This is a genomic window from Pseudarthrobacter sp. rb (assembly GCF_056389225.1).
This window is the reverse complement of sequence record NZ_JBWJAR010000001.1, coordinates 440195-455722: the sequence shown is the minus strand read 5'-3', so window position 1 is coordinate 455722 and position 15528 is coordinate 440195. Positions and strand designations below refer to the sequence as shown.

Below are 15528 nucleotides of genomic sequence, written 5' to 3'. Positions count from 1 at the left end.
TTAGTGTCACCGGCCAGGCGTCACTGCCCGGGCACCCGCGTCCCCGGTTCCGGTGTCCTCCCGTCGAGCAGGCTGAGGGCCAGCTTGGGGCAGAGGAAGACTGCCTCCTGTGCGGCTTCCCGGTCTGCGTCGCGCAGCGGAACGTCGGTCCTGTCGCGGCCTGCCTTCCCGCGCGCCACGGGGTACCCCCAGTCGTCCCGGTCCAGCACGCCGGGAAGCAGTTCGGCACACAGGCCGCGGCCGTCGCAGCTGGTCCAGTCGATATGCAGGTGCGTCTTCATGCTGCTGCGCCCCCCGGGCCTGTGCAGTATCCGGAGAGGTGGGCGCGGAAGTCTGCGGCGAAGACCTCCAGGGCACTGCTGACCAGCCCGGTGGTCCCCTCCGGGTGCCTGCACGCGCCCCGCCCGGAGACCAGCCTCCCCAGCCGGTCCAGTTCGGAGGCAAGGCGTGGATTCGTTTCCCCTCCGGCGATCCTGTTGAGGACGGACGCCATGGCCGGAAGTCCGAACATGCAGGGCCCGCACTGCCTGGCGGACTGGTCCGCAAGGTAGCTGACGATCCGGGCCGTCGCCTGGATCCCGCAGGTCCGCAGATCCAGGGCATGGATCACTCCTGCGCCCGGCCGGGCGGTCCGGTCCGGCGGCCCCACGGGTGAAAGCGCGTGCGCCGCGGGCCGCACCCACCGGCCGTGGTAGCCGCCCACCAGGACGGCGGACAAGGCGGCAGGGTCCATGCCCGCTTCCTGCAGGACCGCCGAAAGCTGCGCACCGCCGGGCACCTCCAGCACCACATCCCGTACCGGGGCAGGCCCGGAAACGGACACCAGCCGGGTGCCCGGATCCGTCGCGGTGCCCGCCTGGCGGAACCACTGCGCCCCGTAACGGGCGATCAGGGCAACCTGGGCGAGGGTTTCGACGTTGACCACCAGTGTTGGCCGGCCGTTGAGGCCGGATTCGCTGAGGCGCCGGCGTTGGTCGGTGGGGACAGCGCTGCCGTTGCCGATCATATTGACGACGGCGCTCGACTCGCCGGAGATGAAGGTTTCGGGTGCCTGCACTACCCGGATCCGGTTGCCCCGGGGGCGTTCGCCGACGGCCTGCTGCACGCGGGGCAGGCCGGCCGCCGGCGCGTAGACATACATGCTTGCGCCGCCCAGGGCCGCGGCCATGGCGGCCAGCCCGTCGATGACCAGGTGGGGCGCGTGGGCAAGGAGGGTGCGGTCCTTGAAGCTGAGCGGTTCGCCCTCGGCGCCGTTGGCGATCACCACCGGCCGGGCCGTAAACAAACCCTTCCGGCCGGACCCGGCAGCGGCAGTGGCTTTGCGCCAGGTTTCGAAAGCGGCTCCGCCCCGGCCGGTCAGTCCAGCCTCGGCGAGCGCCTCCAGCAGTCCGGCTCCCGCAGCGTGCGGGTCCCAGGGCCCGAAGGTGTCGAGGTGCTGTTCCCAGCCTGCGTCAGGGCCTGCTGCCAGGAGCCGCGGTTCCTGCCGCTTGTTGTCCTGTACGGCGTGAAGGGGCGTCGTCGGGTAGGTGTCCTTGGCGTGGCTCACGGGAGGTTTCCTTGCCGGGCGTGGGAGGTTTCGAGGAAGGAGGGGCTCAGCCGCCACAGCAGGGCCGCGGCAACGGCCACCGCGGACGCCGCGGCCAGCAGGAGGAACCAGCCGCTGGAGACGTCAGTGCCGTTGCCCAACGCGTGCGCCATCGCCACCGGCCAGACGCCATAGCTGAGCCAGTGCACGGCCTTGAAACTGCGCTGCCCGATCCGGTGCCGCAGCAGGCCCGTCACCACCACGGCCAGGACAAGGTCCAGCGCCACGGTGCCCAGCCCCTGCCAGAACGGCTGGAAGGAGCCCAGGAAGGGCACCACGATGTCCACCGGGTTCAGCTTGGCAAAGGAGTCAAGGAGCAGGGAGCCCACATGCAGTCCGAGGAACACCGCGGCGAGCAGTGCGATGTTCCGGTGCAGGAGGCTGATGGAGAACCGGGGCAGCACCAACAGGGGGCGGCCGGACCGGTTGAGGATGCCCAGCAGCACCGACGCGGTGAAGAGTGCCAGGGACACAAACCCGCTGACCCGGCCGAACGCCCACATCGCCTCATCCATGGCCGCCACCCCCGGGAGTAATGCTTTCCCCGGTGCTCCCACCGGGGTTGCAGGTTTCCGCCGGCCAGCCGCCAGTGGTGGCGACCCTGCCCCGGCTGTCCACCAGCCGGGCAGTAATGCCTTCGGTCCGGAACCAGTCCATGGCAGCGAAGCCGCGGACAATGGCCGCGGTACTGAAAGCGTTCGCTTCCAGGCAGGTGGGCGCTGCGACACTCACCGAACGCCAGACCGGCTCGGCGGGGAGGCCAAAGCGGGGATCAAGGATGTGGTGGACCTGCGTCCCCTGGTGCTTCCAGCGGCGTTTCTGCGTACTGGACGTGGCCACGGCGAACCCCGGGGCCAGAGAGATGTACTGGGCAGGATCGGCAGGAAGGTCCTGCACCATGATCTGCCAGTGGCCGGGCCTGCCGTCCTCGTGCGGTCCGGGCCCGGCGCTGGCCAGGTCACCGCCCAGGCCCACGAGCACCCCGCAGCCCAGCTCCCGGGAGGCACCTGCGGCGGCAAGATCGGCCGCGACAGCCTTTGCCGACGCCCCCAGGTCCAAGCGGAGGTCGGCCGGCACAGTGAGGGTCCCGGCACCAAGCTTGAGGCGGGACCAGCCGGGTGCCCGGGGTGCCGGTAGAGGGTGCTGCGGTACCGGCTGGGATGACACAGGCTGCGGCGGTACCGGCACGCTGGTGAGCCCCGGACTGCCCTGCGTTCCCGGGCCGTGGCCCAACGCGGCCAGATCGGCGCCGAGAGTGGGGTCAACGTCGCCGCCGGTCATCCGGGCAGCGTCCAGGGCACGTTCAAGGAGCAGCCGGAACATGGGGCTGATGCTGACACCCCGCGCCATCTGGGGCTGGAGCCTCATCAGTTCCGAATCTTCCCGGAAGCGGCTGCAGGCGAGGTCAACCTCCGCCACGGCATTCCGGACAATGTCCCCCGCCGCGCCAAGCAGTGCCGGTTCCGTGACCGTGACCGAGGCCTCAAGCCCCCACACAGTCCAGCGGGTTTGCGCTGTGTCTTGCGGGGATGCTGTGCCTTTCGGGGACGGTGTGCCTTCCGAGGACGCTGGCCCTTGCGGGGGTGCTGTGTCTTCCGGGGGTGTGCACCCAGCGGGTGCTGTGCGCCCTGCGGTCCTGGTAGCCGGGGCACCGGGACCTGCCATAGCGGAACGTGCCACGTCAGGACCCCGAGGACCGGCCGTGGACGGTACCCCCGCTGCCTGGCTGGACCGGCGTGGTGCTGCCGTAATTGCCGTAGCTCTTGGAGCGGCGGGGGCTGCTGTCCTGGCGGGTCCCGTAGTCGTCGTCATCGGAGCGGGCAGCACCGGATTTGGGGGTGCTTCCCTGCGTGCTGGTGTCCGTGGCTGGAGTGGTCCTGGCGATGACAGACGGCGTTGCGGCGTACACGGCAGCTGCCGCGACCCCGGCAGCGGCGAAGCTGCCAACACCCACGGCCGCGGTGATCCCGGTGGCGAGGCGCTTGCCCCTGCTGCGAGTACTCATGACCAGCTCCCGTTCCTAGCGGCCTGTCTTTCCTCCCATGGTGCGCTTCGTTCCTGTGTAGATGCTTTAAGGAAGCTGTTGATCGGGCGGACGTCCGGGCGGGAACCAACGGCGGGTCACCAGAGCGAGGGCAGGCTCCCCACCAGGCGCTCGTACATGGCCAGGGCCGATCCATCGGTGAGTGACGCCACCTGGTCGATGACCACGCGAAGGCGCGCGCCGTCGTCGTCCGCCGCCCGCCAGTCCGCTGCGAACATCGGCTCCAGGTGCCGGTCACCCGTGGCGCTGAGGGCGGTCACCAGGGCATGGAGCACTTCCCGCTGCCGCTCGTAGATGGGTTGCCGGTGCTCTGTGGTCATCACGAAGGTGGTGGCCAGGCCCTTCATCACCGCGATCTCCATGACGGTTTCGTCGGGAACCATCAGTTCGGCGCTGTAGCGGGTCAGGTTTTCCGGCCCGTACACGGCGCGGGTGGTTTCCAGGGCGCTCTGGCAGAACCGGCCGATCAGCTGGCTGGTCATGTTCTTCAGCGCCGCCATGGATTTGCGGCTGCCGTCGGCCTCGCGCACCCAGACGTCTGTGGCTTCCAGCCGGGCGAGGGCTGCGTCAATGGCGGCGGGGTCGTTGTGCGGCAGGTACCACTGCTTGGCGTAGCCCACCACGCGTGCGCGGTGGTCCGGGTTGTCCATCCAGCGCAGCTGGAAGTGGCCGGCGACGATCGCGTCTTCCACGTCGTGCACCGAATAGGAGATGTCGTCCGCCAAGTCCATGACCTGGGCTTCGAGGCAGGTCCGGCGTTCCGGGGCACCTTCGCGGATCCAGTTAAAGATGGGGAGATCGTCCTCGTAGGCGCCGAACTTGCTGGTCCGCTGCCCGTGGATCACCGGTGCTTCCAGCGCTGACCAGGGGTATTTCGACGCCGCGTCAAGGCTGGCGCGGGTGAGGTTCAGTCCGGCGGGCCTGCCGTCGGCCGCGAGGACCTTGGGTTCGAGCCGGGTGAGCAGCCGGAGGGTCTGGGCGTTGCCTTCGAAGCCGCCGATGGCGTGGGCCACCTCGTTCAGGGCCGATTCGCCGTTGTGGCCGAAAGGCGGGTGGCCGAGGTCGTGGCTGAGGCAGGCGGTGTCCACTACATCCGGATCGCAGCCCAGGGCGCGGCCCAGTTCGCGGCCCACCTGTGCTACTTCCAGGCTGTGGGTGAGGCGGGTGCGGACGAAGTCGTCGGTGTCCGGTGCCACCACCTGGGTCTTGGCGCCCAGCCGGCGGAGGGCCGACGAGTGCAGAACCCGGGCGCGGTCCCGCTCAAAGTCGGAGCGGTACGTGCTCTTGGGCGGCTCCTCCACCCAGCGGGCGGAATCGTGCGTGTCGTAGCCCGGCAGTGCCAGGGCTGCGGTGGGGGTGCCCGCGGGCGGGTGTCCGGCCAGGGATGCGTCAGCCACCGGAAACGTCCAGCTCTGCGGCCGCAATGTCCTTGGACTGGTCCTCGTTGAGCGCCCGGGAGTCCAGCCAGTCCTTGGGCAGGGCGGGCCTTTTCGGCGAGCCGGCGCGGCCGCGGGGGCCCTCGGCGTCCACGCCGGGGTAGGGCGAGTCCAGGTCCAGTTCGGCCAGCGTGTCCCGGAGCACCTCAAGGCTCGTCACCAGGGCCAGCCGGGTGCGCAGTTCCCCGCCCACCACGTAGCCCTTGAAGTACCAGGCGATGTGCTTGCGGATCTCCCGCAGGGCCTTGCCCTCGTCACCGAAGGTTTCCACCATCAGTTCAGCGTGGCGGTACACGCCTTCGGCCACCTGGCGGAGGTTGGGGCGGTGCCGGACGTCGCTGCCTTCGAACGCGGCCTGCAGGTCGCCGAACAGCCAGGGCCGCCCCTGGCAGCCGCGGCCCACCACCACGCCGTCCACGCCGGTTTCGCGGACCATCCGGACGGCGTCCTCAGCCGACCAGATGTCGCCGTTGCCCAGCACCGGAATGTCCGGCAGGGCTTCGCGGAGGCGGGCGATGGCGGACCAGTCGGCCTTGCCCGAATAAAACTGCGCGGCTGTCCGGCCGTGGAGCGCGACGGCGGCGACACCGGCGTCGCGGGCGATCCGGCCGGCGTCGAGGTACGTGAGGTGGTCGTCGTCGATCCCCTTGCGCATCTTGATGGTCAGCGGGATGTTGCCCTTGGAGGCTTCCTTGACGGCGGTCTGCACGATCGAGGTGAAGAGATCGATCTTCCAGGGCAGGGCCGAGCCGCCGCCCCGCCGGGTCACCTTGGGGACGGGGCAGCCAAAGTTGAGGTCAATGTGGTCAGCCCGGTCTTCCTCCACGAGCATCCGGACGGCAGCGCCGACCGTGCCGGGGTCCACGCCGTACAGCTGGACGGAGCGGACCTTTTCGTCGTCGTCGTGCGAAATGATGCGGAGGGATTCGGGTGTCCGCTCCACCAGCGCGCGGGAAGTGACCATCTCCGCCACGTACATGCCGCCGCCATACTCACGGCAGAGCCTGCGGAAGGCGGAGTTGGTGATGCCGGCCATGGGAGCCAGGATCACGGGGGTGTCCACCGTGATGGGTCCCAGCTTCAGGGGCGGGAGTTCCAGCTTGGGGGCGGGAGGAGTTGCAGCAACAGTCACCTGTCCATTGTTGCAAAGCCGGGCAAATCGGGGATCCAGTCCAGTGCCAAAGTACCTGTCCCCGGTTTCGGACGGCTGTTAGCGTGGCGCGGGGACGGACAACCAGCCAGGACGTTTGAAGGAGACTTGCCCATGCTTTCCGACACCGCTTACCCCGTGATCCAGGCGACCCTTCCCGTCGTCGGCGAACATATCCAGGAGATCGCCTCCCGTTTCTACAAGCACATGTTCGGCGAACACCCCGAACTGCTCAACGGCCTGTTCAACCGCGGCAACCAGGCTGATGGCCGGCAGCAGCAGGCGCTGGCCGGTTCGGTTGCCGCGTTCGCCGGCTTCCTGGTCAACGACCCCACCCACCTGCCGGACCATCTGCTGTCCCGGATTTCGCACAAGCACGTCTCCCTGGGCCTGAGTCCTGAGCAGTACCAGGTGGTGCACGACAACCTGATGTGGGCCATTGTGGACGTCCTGGGCGACGCGGTGACACCCGAGGTGGCCGCGGCCTGGGATGAGGTCTACTGGCTCATGGCCAACATGCTCATCAACAAGGAACGCGGGCTCTATGACGCGGTCCGGCTGAGCCCGGAAACTGTCTGGCGTACCTGGCGGGTGGCCGAAAAGATCCAGGAAACCGACGACGTTGTCAGTTTCGTGGTGGAGCGGACCGACGAGAGGGAGGTTAAGCCGTCGCTGCCGGGACAGTACGTCACCATCCGCATGCAGATGCCCGACGGTGTCCTGCAGCCGCGCCAGTACAGCCTCACCCAGGCCGACGACGGGCAGCACCGGCGGTTCGCCGTCAAGCGCGTGCGCAGCGAGGGTGCGCCGGACGGTGAGATGTCAAGCCTCCTGCACGACCACGTCAACGTGGGTGACGAGGTCACCCTCTCAGCGCCCTTCGGCGATGTGGTGCTGGAATACACTGACCGGCCCGTGGTGCTGGCGAGCGCGGGCATCGGAATCACGCCCATGGCCGGCATGCTGTCCCACCTGGTCAAGTCCGGCTCCCAGCGGAAGGTCCTGTTCCTGCACGCGGCCGACTCCCCTGCCTCGTTTGCACTGCGGAACCAGGTCACGGCCGACCTCACCGCGCTTTCCGATGCTTCCCTCCATGCCTGGTTCCTCAACCCGGACGGCGGGGGCTCTTCCACCGATGGCAGCGTGCATTCCGGATTCATGAACATCAAGGACGTCCAGTTGCCGTCCGACGCCGAGTATTACCTCTGCGGCCCCATGCCCTTCATGCAGGCGGTGCGGACCGCCCTGGTGGGCGCAGGAGTGCGGGCGAAGGACATCCAGTACGAAGTCTTCGGCCCGGACCTCTGGCTGGCCGACTACCAGTAACCCGGCGAAGGCCGTGAAGGCAGGCCCCGCCGCCGGTTTATATGCAGGTCAGCCGCGGGCCGCCCGCCGGCCCCGGCGGGTGGCGGTCTCTTCCGCGGGCAGGACACCGGGTTCGACGGCGGTGCGCCGGCTGCGTTCCTCAAGGGCGGCTGCGGCGAGCGCCCCGGTGTCCGCGACGTCGTCCGCGTGGCTGTGCCCGCCGTCGTCGGCCACGCCGGCCCCTGCTGCACTGGGACCCGACGCGCCGGCCCCTGCTGCTTTGGGTCCAGCTGCACTGGGTCCTGCTGCGTTGATGCCGGTCGCCTTGACCACGAGCACGGCGATGAGGGTGGTGACCGGGATGGCCAGGACCAGCCCGATGGAACCCACGAGCGTCCGGATGACTTCCTCGGACAGTTCGGCGCTGGTGAGGGTGTCCATCAGGGGCCGGTCGTAAAGCATGACGATGATCAGGATGGGCAGTGCGGCGCCCGCGTAGGCGAAGGCGATGGTGTACACCGTGGAGGCGATGTGGTCGCGGCCGATCCGCATGGCGGAGGTGAACAGCTTCCGGGCGCTGCTGGCGGGTGCCAGTTCGTAGAGCTCCCACACGGCCGAGGACTGGGTGATGGTGACGTCGTTGAGGACGCCCAGGCCGGAGATGATGAGTCCGCAGAGAATCACGCCGGAGATGGAGATGTTGGAGGACGTATTCACCAGGGTGGCGGCGTCGTGGCTGCCCACGCCGGCCAGGTTGGCGGCGTCCGTGGCCCAGGCGGCCAGCAGCGCCGTGATGGCCAGCCCGAAGATGGTGCCCAGGAGTGCCGTGGAGGTGCGCGCGGAGAATCCGTGGGCGAAGTACAGCACCCCGATCATGATCACGGTGGATCCCACCAAGGCCAGCAGCAGCGGCGGTTTTCCTTCCACCAGGCCCGGGAGCAGGAAGTTTGCCAGCACGAAATATGCGCCGACCAGCCCGATCAGGGCCCGGAGCCCCCGCCACCTGGCGACGGCGATGACCACCACGGCGTAGAGGACGGCGAGCAGGACAATGGGCATGGTCCGGACGAAGTCCACGAAGATGTAGGCCGGCGACCCCTGCGACCCCGTGGCACCCTGGGCGTTTGACAGGTTCAGGTACCGGATCTGGTCGCCGGACTTCACCCCATGGGATGAGGCCACGTCAGGGTTGATGACCACCTTCACCGGGCTGCCGCCCTTGTCCGGCTCGGTGAAGGCGAAGGTGCAGTCCGAGCCCTTGCCGGGCGCCTGCTGCGGGCCCTGTTGGCCTGTTTGCTGCTGGCCGGTGTCGGGTTGCCCGTTTCCCTGCTGGTTTGTCCCCTGTTGCCCGGTTCCCTGCTGGCTGGCGTCCATGCAGCTCCCGGTGACCACGTTCTGGATGGTACCGGTATCGAAGGTGACCCCGGGGGCGGTGGAGTACGGGTTGGCGAGCGAGACCCCCTCCTTGCTGCCGGACGGCCACAGCGCGGCCATCCCGGCCAGGGTCAGCAGCGCCAACGGAATGAGCACCGCAGCCAGGATCCGGTTCGCTTTGCTGCGGGCAGCCATCGCCTGGGGCGTCGGCTCCGAATGATCCAAGGAAGAGTGGGAGTGACCGGCGCCCATCAGCAGTACAACCTCATGGTTGAACTCTACGTGCGGCGCCTTAGGGTTTATAAATGGACCATCGGGATGGGGAGGAACCAGGCATGGACAACCGTGGTGCACAGGGGGCCGGCAGCAGGGGAACCGGTACTAATGGGGCCGGGACCGGTACTAACGGGACACCGGACAGCGGCGCGGTGCGTGCCGGGCAGACGCCCCTTCTTCCCGCCCACCGGCCGGTGCTGAGCGTCCTGGAAGCATCCGGCAGCACCAAAGGCGTGGTCCTGGTCCTGCACGGCGGCAAGGCCCACAGCCGGGAACCGGTGGAGGCACGGCACCTAAGCCCGGCCAGGATGATCCCTTTCGCCAGGCACCTGCACCGTGCCGGCCGGAAACACGGATTGGCTGTCTGGTCCCTGCGCAACAGCGTCCGCGGCTGGAACGGCCCGGACATGTCACCGCTGCAGGACGCCCGGTGGGCCCTGCAGCAGATCGCGGAACGCCACCCCGACGTTCCCGTTTTCCTGCTGGGCCACTCCATGGGCGGGCTGACCGCCGTGTGCGCGGCAGACCACCCGCAGGTGGAGGCCGTGGTGGCGCTGGCGCCCTGGCTGGGCCCGGAAACCCCGGCGGACAGGGTCACCGACAGGAAAGTCCTCATCATCCACGGCACCACCGACCACATGACCAGCCCCTCGCAGTCGCTCGCCTTCGCCCGCCGGGCTTCCGCGGACGCCGCGAGTATGCAGTACGTGTCACTCAAGGGCGTGGGGCACTTCATGCTGCGGAAGGTCCGCGTGTGGCAGACGTTGGCCACCGGGTTCGTCATTAAGTCCTTCGCCGAGAGCACGGGCGCCGGCGTCCAGCCGTCCCGCGCCTTCACGGAACTGCTTCCCGAGTCCTCCGTCCACGTCACCCTGTAGGCCGTTCCTGTGCCCTGGCGTCCCCCGGCCAACGACCGCTTCTACCGCCTGATCGTCCGCACGGGCCAGTTCCTGCGCTGGGCCCTGCAACTGGACATTCAAGCCACCGGGCTGGAGCACCTGCCAGCACAGGGACCGGCCCGCGGTCCCTCCCGGACGGCCGTCCGCGGAGACGGAGCGGTTTTCGCCGTGACGCACTTCGGCTACGTGGATTTTGCGGTGGTCGAACTCCTCCTGTGGCGCCGCGCACGGGCCCAGCTGCGGTTCCTGGTCCACCAGGGAGCGGCGGACCATTGGCTGGCAGGCCCTGCCATCAGCGCCAGCGGCCACGTGGTGGTGGGATATACGGGCCGCGCAGACGCTTACGCCGCTGCCGTGGCCAGGCTGCGGGAAGGCGAATACCTGGCTGTGTTCCCCGAGGCGGGGGTCAGCAGGAGCTTCACTGTCCGCGAATGCCGCACGGGGGCTGTCCGGATGGCGGCGGAGGCGGGCGTTCCGGTCATTCCGGTATCCATCTGGGGCGCCCACCGCATCTTGACCCGGGGGCACGGCTTTTCCCTCCGCCGCAGCTGGCGGGCGCCGGTCCGGGTCTATGTGGACGCGCCGGTGGTATTTCCGGCCGGCGTTGACGTTGAGGCGGCAACGGAAGCTTTGCGCGGCACGCTGCAAGCGGGAATCGACCGCTGCATCGCCGACTTTCCGCTTCGGCCGGAACCTGGGGCATGGTGGGTGCCGGCACGGCTGGGCGGCGGTGCACCAACAGACGCCGAGCGGCAACTGCTGGACGCTGCCGACGCAGCCGCGGGCCGCCGTCGTGCTCCCCGCACCAAGTAGCCGGCCGGCTTAAACGACGGCGCCACGTACCGTCCGGGAACGGCACGTGGCGCCATCGTTGGGGCCGGAAGTGACCTAGTCTGAGACCACCAGGGTCTCGGCGGCCGCCAGCCGGGCTTTGCCGCTCTCCAGGAGAGGCTCGACGGCGGCGCGCAGGGCCGTCATGGAATCGTCCAGTTCCAGCATGACCGGGTGCTGGTAGGCAATCAGGGCGAGCATGTCCCGTACCGCCTCGGCAGCGTCGTCCGCGGCAAGCGAGGGCTCGTGGCCGACGAAGACGTCCGTGGGCGTCTCCTGGCCTGCGCTCCCGGCGCCGTCTGTATGGGGTGCGTCGTCAGGCCCGGCGGGAGCGGCGTAGCTGACCGCGAACGCCCGGATGCGGCCCTTCTTGCTCGGCGACACCCCCTGGCCGAACGCGGATTCCGGCTGGGCGCGGAGCACGATGGCACCGTGTGCACCGGTGAGCTCGTCCAGGAACAGCTTCTGCACCTGGCCCACGGAGAGGACCCCCGGGGAGTCCCAGCCGTGGATGGAGGTGTAGTAGCGGCCCACCACGTCAGTCAGTTCCACCGAGCCGGTGGCCAGGTCCATGACGATGTCGGAACCGGCGTTCTCACCGTCGATGGGGCGGCCGCCGTGGTCCTTGTCCGGGAAAACGGGCAGCCGCAGGGCTCCCGGCTCCACGATGACCAGCCGGGAACGCTGGATGGGTGCCAGCCCGGCGGCTTCGGCGAACGCAGCACCGGGGCTTCCCGGTTCCACCTTGGCGCGGAGCTTGGAAACGCCCGACGGCGCGTGGCCGGCCTCGCGCCGCAGCATGGCGAGGAGGGTGGCACCGATGCCGTTGCGGCGGTGGTCCCGCGCCACTTCAACGTACGTCCACAGGCGTTCCGGGTGCAGGGAGGCTTCATAGACGACGCCGGCTGCGACGGGGATGCCGACACCGTCAACAACGTCCTCGGCCACAATGCAGCGGCGCCACGGGGTGCCGTTCCCGCCGTTGGAAGACACGGCGAGGGCGCCGCGGAACTGGCGGGCCTGGGCGGTCTCCGGACCGCCCCAGATTTCCAGCAGGGCAAGGTCGTCGCCGTCCCGCCATTCGCGGTATTCGATGGCCATGCTCAGGCGCCGACCAGCCGTGCGGCCAGGTAGCCTTCCACCTTGTCCAGGGAGACGCGTTCCTGGCTCATGGTGTCCCGCTCGCGGATGGTGACGGCCTGGTCCTCGAGGGTATCGAAGTCAACGGTGATGCAGAACGGGGTTCCGATCTCGTCCTGGCGGCGGTAGCGGCGGCCGATTGCGCCGGCGTCGTCGAAGTCGATGTTCCAGTTCTTCCGCAGCTGCGCGCCCAGGGCCTTGGCCTTCGGGGACAGGTCCTCGTTGCGGCTTAGCGGCAGCACGGCGGCCTTGACCGGCGCCAGGCGCGGGTCAAGCTTCAGCACCGTGCGCACGTCCACGCCGCCCTTGGCGTTGGGGGCCTCGTCCTCGGTGTAGGCATCCACCAGGAACGCCATGAAGGAACGGGTCAGGCCGGCCGCGGGCTCGATGACGTACGGGGTGTAGCGCTCGTTGGTGGCCTGGTTGAAGTAGCTCAGGTCCGTGCCGGAGGCCTTGGCGTGGGTGGAGAGGTCGAAGTCGGTGCGGTTGGCGATGCCTTCCAGCTCGCCCCACTCCGAGCCCTGGAAACCGAAGCGGTACTCGATGTCCGTGGTGCCCTTGGAGTAGTGGCTCAGCTTTTCCTTGGGGTGCTCGTAGAACCGCAGGTTCTCCTCGCGGATGCCCAGGCCGGTGTACCAAGCCATGCGCTCCTTCATCCAGTACTGGTGCCATTCCTCATCGGTGCCGGGCTCGACGAAGAACTCCATCTCCATCTGCTCGAACTCGCGGGTGCGGAAAATGAAGTTTCCGGGCGTGATCTCGTTGCGGAAGGACTTGCCGATCTGGCCGATGCCGAACGGCGGCTTCTTCCGCGAGGTGGTGAGCACGTTGTTGAAGTTCACGAAGATGCCCTGCGCGGTTTCGGGGCGCAGGTAGTGCAGGCCCTCCTCGCTGGCCACCGGCCCCAGGTAGGTCTTGAGCAGGCCGGAGAACTCCTGCGGTTCGGTCCACTGGCCGCGGGTGCCGCAGTTGGCGCAGGCAATGTCCTTCAGGCCATTCTCGGCAGGCCGGCCCTTCTTTTCCTCGTATTCTTCCTCGAGGTGGTCGGCCCGGTAGCGCTTGTGGCAGGAGAGGCATTCCACCAGGGGGTCGGAGAACACTTCCACGTGGCCGGAGGCTTCCCATACCTGGCGGGGCAGGATCACGGAGGAGTCCAGGCCCACCACGTCCTCGCGGCCGCGGACCACGGACTGCCACCACTGGCGCTTGATGTTTTCCTTCAGCTCGGCACCGAGGGGGCCGTAATCCCAGGCAGAGCGTGAACCGCCGTAGATCTCACCGGCCTGGAACACGAAGCCCCTCCGCTTGGAGAGGGAAATGACCTGGTCGAGGACGGATTTTGCTGCCATGGGGTAACTCCAATTTCTACAGGGCCGCTGGGTGCGGTCCGCGGGTTGTCAGGCCCGGCACTGCTTTGCACCTGGGGCGCAGGGCAGCGGTTCGGGCGGATGAAGGAAGATCGTGGAAAAGCTTGTGTCCTAGCGTACCGGCCGCTGCCTGCGCAGCGCGCCCCGTGGCCACGGCAGGGTTGCCAGGACGATGGCGCCGAGCGTGAGCAGGGTCCCCAGCACAGTGGCCGGGGCCACGACGGTGCCCGGGGCGGGCAGCGCCAGGTCCAGGGCCAGCGAACCGAGCAGTTGGCCCGCGATCATGCCCAGCCCGGTGACCAGTACGCCCAGGCTGCGGACCAGGAGGGCGCCCAGGCCAATAAACACGCAGCCCATGGGACCGCCAAGGTAGTACCACCACTCCCCCGGCAGCGGGTTGGCGGGGCCGGCAACCGCGAGCTTCACGGCCAAGGCGGCCCATAGCACCGTGCAGCCGGCCACGAAGTTGACCAGCGTGGCGGCAATGGGAGTGCCGTAGTGGAGGGTGGCGGTGCCGTTCATGGCCTGCTGGAAGCTCATGAGGAACCCCGCCGCTACCGGCAGCAGGATGGGAACCAGCAACTCGGCGGCCCCGTCCCCTGAGCCACCGCTGCTGAACCGGGGCGACACGGCCCACGCGACGGCGGCGATGGTCAGGATGCAGCCAATGATGCGGATGCCGGTGACGGATTTCTTTCCAGCCGGCCCGATCCCCAGCCGGTCCACCAGCAGGCCGCTGACAGTCTGTCCGGTGACGGTGGCCACGGTGAAAAGTGCCACACCGAGGATGCCCACAGTGAAGGACTGGGCAAAGACGAACAACGCACCGATGGCACCGGCCACCACATAGATGCGGGGAAAGGCGCGGTTGCGGACCGCCGGGATGATGGCGGCCAGGCCGGCCCGTCCCCGCGGCAGGACCAGGGAAATGACGATCATGACCAGCAGGCCTGTGCTGAAGCTCACGGCCGCCGCTGCGATTCCGTCATTGAGGCGGGCGCCCAGCGCCCCGTTGATGCGGCCCTGGACGGGAATGGCCAGGCCGGAACCCACGGCCAGGGGCAGGCCTGCGAGTGCCGGCAGGCGGGAAGGGGAGGTCATTGAATCCACCTTAGTTCAGGCATTATTGCTCTATGAGCAACCCCATTGAGGACGTCCCCATCCGCGACAGCATGATCCGGCTCGGCCAGCTGCTGAAGCTCGCCAACCTCGTTGAGGACGGGGTGGAGGCGGCGGAGCTCATCAAGAACGGGCTGGTCAAGGTCAACGGCGGGATCGATGACCGCCGCGGCCGCCAGCTGCACAACGGAGACACCGTCACGGTCAACGGCCAGAGCGTCCGGGTAGTCGCGCCGGAGGCCTGACCCGCAGCCGGGGCGGACTGAACCAGCCGCTGGGACTGGCGCGCCGCCGTCGTACCTTTTACTTGTTCAGCACCTCATGGGTGAGGAATTCGCCCACATGACCGATTTCCTGCTGGTTGATGCCGTGCCACATCCCGGTGTAGAGCACCTTGGTGAGCTTGACGTGCTTGCGCACCCAGCCCATGGTGAACTCGACCTTGTCCTGGGTGATCACGGGGTCCTGCTGGTCCCGGCCCCAGAACATGGGCACGGTTCCGTCCAGCTCCGCGTCCTTGAAGGTGGGGTCGCCGGCGGCGTCCACCACGAAACCTGACAGTCCGACGACGGCGGCGAAGTCCGTGGGCCGCTGGCGGAGGAGCGTGGTGGCCATCGCCATGCCCATGGAGAAGCCGAGCAGGGTCACCGACGGGTGGCCCACGCGGATGGTGTCGATCCACTCCAGCGCGTAGGCCGAAGCCTTCTTGACCCGTTCCAGGGAGTATTCGATCGAGGCCGTCAGCGGGAACCAGGTGAAGCCGGGGCCCATGGCGATGGGCGCCCGCAGCGAGGCGACGGCGAAGTCCCCGGGCAGCAGGTCGGCCAGGCTGAGCAGGTCCTGCTCGTTGGCGCCGTAGCCGTGGAGCAGCACCAGCAGCGGCTTGCCGGCGCGCTGGTCTTCCGGATGGGACCACAGGACAACGGGGGCAGGAAATACTTCGGCGTCAGTCATGGTTTCCATTCTTACCAGTTACTTGTAGGTAACAACCTACGTTGGCGT

Annotated in this window: 16 protein-coding genes; 4 read left to right on the top strand and 12 right to left on the bottom strand. The window is 68.5% G+C overall.

The window, feature by feature from the left end; genetic code table 11:
- Positions 1-20 precede the first annotated feature (20 nt).
- From ACWRN3_RS01955 to dusB, 7 genes are all read right to left on the bottom strand, one after another.
- The gene (locus ACWRN3_RS01955) at positions 21-281 is read right to left on the bottom strand and encodes a ferredoxin (RefSeq protein ID WP_476739733.1); all 261 of its coding nucleotides are present in this window, start codon (positions 279-281) and stop codon (positions 21-23) included.
- A complete protein-coding gene (locus ACWRN3_RS01950; RefSeq protein WP_476739732.1) occupies positions 278-1546 on the bottom strand; it encodes an NADH-ubiquinone oxidoreductase-F iron-sulfur binding region domain-containing protein in 1269 nt (422 codons plus the stop codon). The genes ACWRN3_RS01955 and ACWRN3_RS01950 overlap by 4 nt, the downstream gene beginning before the upstream one ends.
- Complete coding sequence (locus ACWRN3_RS01945) at positions 1543-2100, bottom strand: ferric reductase-like transmembrane domain-containing protein (protein WP_255174982.1); 558 nt, start codon at positions 2098-2100, stop codon at positions 1543-1545. The genes ACWRN3_RS01950 and ACWRN3_RS01945 overlap by 4 nt, the downstream gene beginning before the upstream one ends.
- Positions 2093-3082, bottom strand: a complete 990-nt coding sequence (locus ACWRN3_RS01940; protein ID WP_476739731.1) for an FAD:protein FMN transferase — start codon at positions 3080-3082, stop codon at positions 2093-2095. The genes ACWRN3_RS01945 and ACWRN3_RS01940 overlap by 8 nt, the downstream gene beginning before the upstream one ends.
- A 184-nt stretch (positions 3083-3266) precedes the next feature.
- Complete coding sequence (locus ACWRN3_RS01935; RefSeq protein WP_476739730.1) at positions 3267-3590, bottom strand: hypothetical protein; 324 nt, start codon at positions 3588-3590, stop codon at positions 3267-3269.
- A gap of 116 nt (positions 3591-3706) precedes the next feature.
- A complete protein-coding gene (locus tag ACWRN3_RS01930) occupies positions 3707-5026 on the bottom strand; it encodes a deoxyguanosinetriphosphate triphosphohydrolase (protein WP_420716255.1) in 1320 nt (439 codons plus the stop codon).
- Positions 5019-6197 carry a tRNA dihydrouridine synthase DusB gene (dusB, locus tag ACWRN3_RS01925; RefSeq protein ID WP_159632404.1) on the bottom strand — a complete coding sequence of 393 codons (1179 nt, stop codon included), beginning with the start codon at positions 6195-6197 and terminating at the stop codon, positions 5019-5021. The genes ACWRN3_RS01930 and dusB overlap by 8 nt, the downstream gene beginning before the upstream one ends.
- A gap of 132 nt (positions 6198-6329) precedes the next feature.
- On the opposite strand from dusB, the gene ACWRN3_RS01920 reads away from it, so the two are divergent.
- Positions 6330-7541 (top strand): globin domain-containing protein, encoded by a 1212-nt coding sequence (locus ACWRN3_RS01920; RefSeq protein WP_476739729.1) that lies wholly within the window; start codon positions 6330-6332, stop codon positions 7539-7541.
- Between the two features lie 48 nt (positions 7542-7589).
- Here ACWRN3_RS01920 and ACWRN3_RS01915 read toward each other — a convergent pair whose 3' ends face one another.
- The gene (locus ACWRN3_RS01915) at positions 7590-9089 is read right to left on the bottom strand and encodes a YibE/F family protein (protein WP_476739728.1); all 1500 of its coding nucleotides are present in this window, start codon (positions 9087-9089) and stop codon (positions 7590-7592) included.
- Between the two features lie 110 nt (positions 9090-9199).
- Here ACWRN3_RS01915 and ACWRN3_RS01910 point away from each other — a divergent pair, with 110 nt between their 5' ends.
- The gene (locus tag ACWRN3_RS01910; protein WP_476739727.1) at positions 9200-10048 is read left to right on the top strand and encodes an alpha/beta hydrolase; all 849 of its coding nucleotides are present in this window, start codon (positions 9200-9202) and stop codon (positions 10046-10048) included.
- A 9-nt stretch (positions 10049-10057) separates the two neighbouring features.
- Positions 10058-10882 carry a lysophospholipid acyltransferase family protein gene (locus ACWRN3_RS01905; RefSeq protein WP_476739726.1) on the top strand — a complete coding sequence of 275 codons (825 nt, stop codon included), beginning with the start codon at positions 10058-10060 and terminating at the stop codon, positions 10880-10882.
- 75 nt (positions 10883-10957) lie between these two features.
- Here ACWRN3_RS01905 and ACWRN3_RS01900 read toward each other — a convergent pair whose 3' ends face one another.
- The 3 genes from ACWRN3_RS01900 to ACWRN3_RS01890 all read right to left on the bottom strand — a co-directional run bounded on the left by ACWRN3_RS01900 (position 10958) and on the right by ACWRN3_RS01890 (position 14508).
- A complete protein-coding gene (locus ACWRN3_RS01900) occupies positions 10958-12001 on the bottom strand; it encodes a GNAT family N-acetyltransferase (RefSeq protein ID WP_476739725.1) in 1044 nt (347 codons plus the stop codon).
- A gap of 2 nt (positions 12002-12003) precedes the next feature.
- Positions 12004-13389 carry a glycine--tRNA ligase gene (locus ACWRN3_RS01895; RefSeq protein ID WP_255174973.1) on the bottom strand — a complete coding sequence of 462 codons (1386 nt, stop codon included), beginning with the start codon at positions 13387-13389 and terminating at the stop codon, positions 12004-12006.
- A gap of 129 nt (positions 13390-13518) precedes the next feature.
- Positions 13519-14508, bottom strand: coding sequence for a DMT family transporter (locus tag ACWRN3_RS01890; protein WP_476739724.1), 990 nt, complete (start codon positions 14506-14508; stop codon positions 13519-13521).
- 32 nt (positions 14509-14540) lie between these two features.
- Between ACWRN3_RS01890 and ACWRN3_RS01885 the strand changes: the two genes are divergently transcribed.
- A complete protein-coding gene (locus ACWRN3_RS01885; protein ID WP_255174972.1) occupies positions 14541-14771 on the top strand; it encodes an RNA-binding S4 domain-containing protein in 231 nt (76 codons plus the stop codon).
- Positions 14772-14829: 58 nt separating this feature from the next.
- On the opposite strand, the gene ACWRN3_RS01880 is transcribed toward ACWRN3_RS01885, so the two are convergent.
- Entirely contained in the window at positions 14830-15480 is a 651-nt protein-coding gene (locus ACWRN3_RS01880) for an alpha/beta hydrolase (RefSeq protein WP_255174971.1), read from the bottom strand.
- Positions 15481-15528 lie beyond the last annotated feature (48 nt).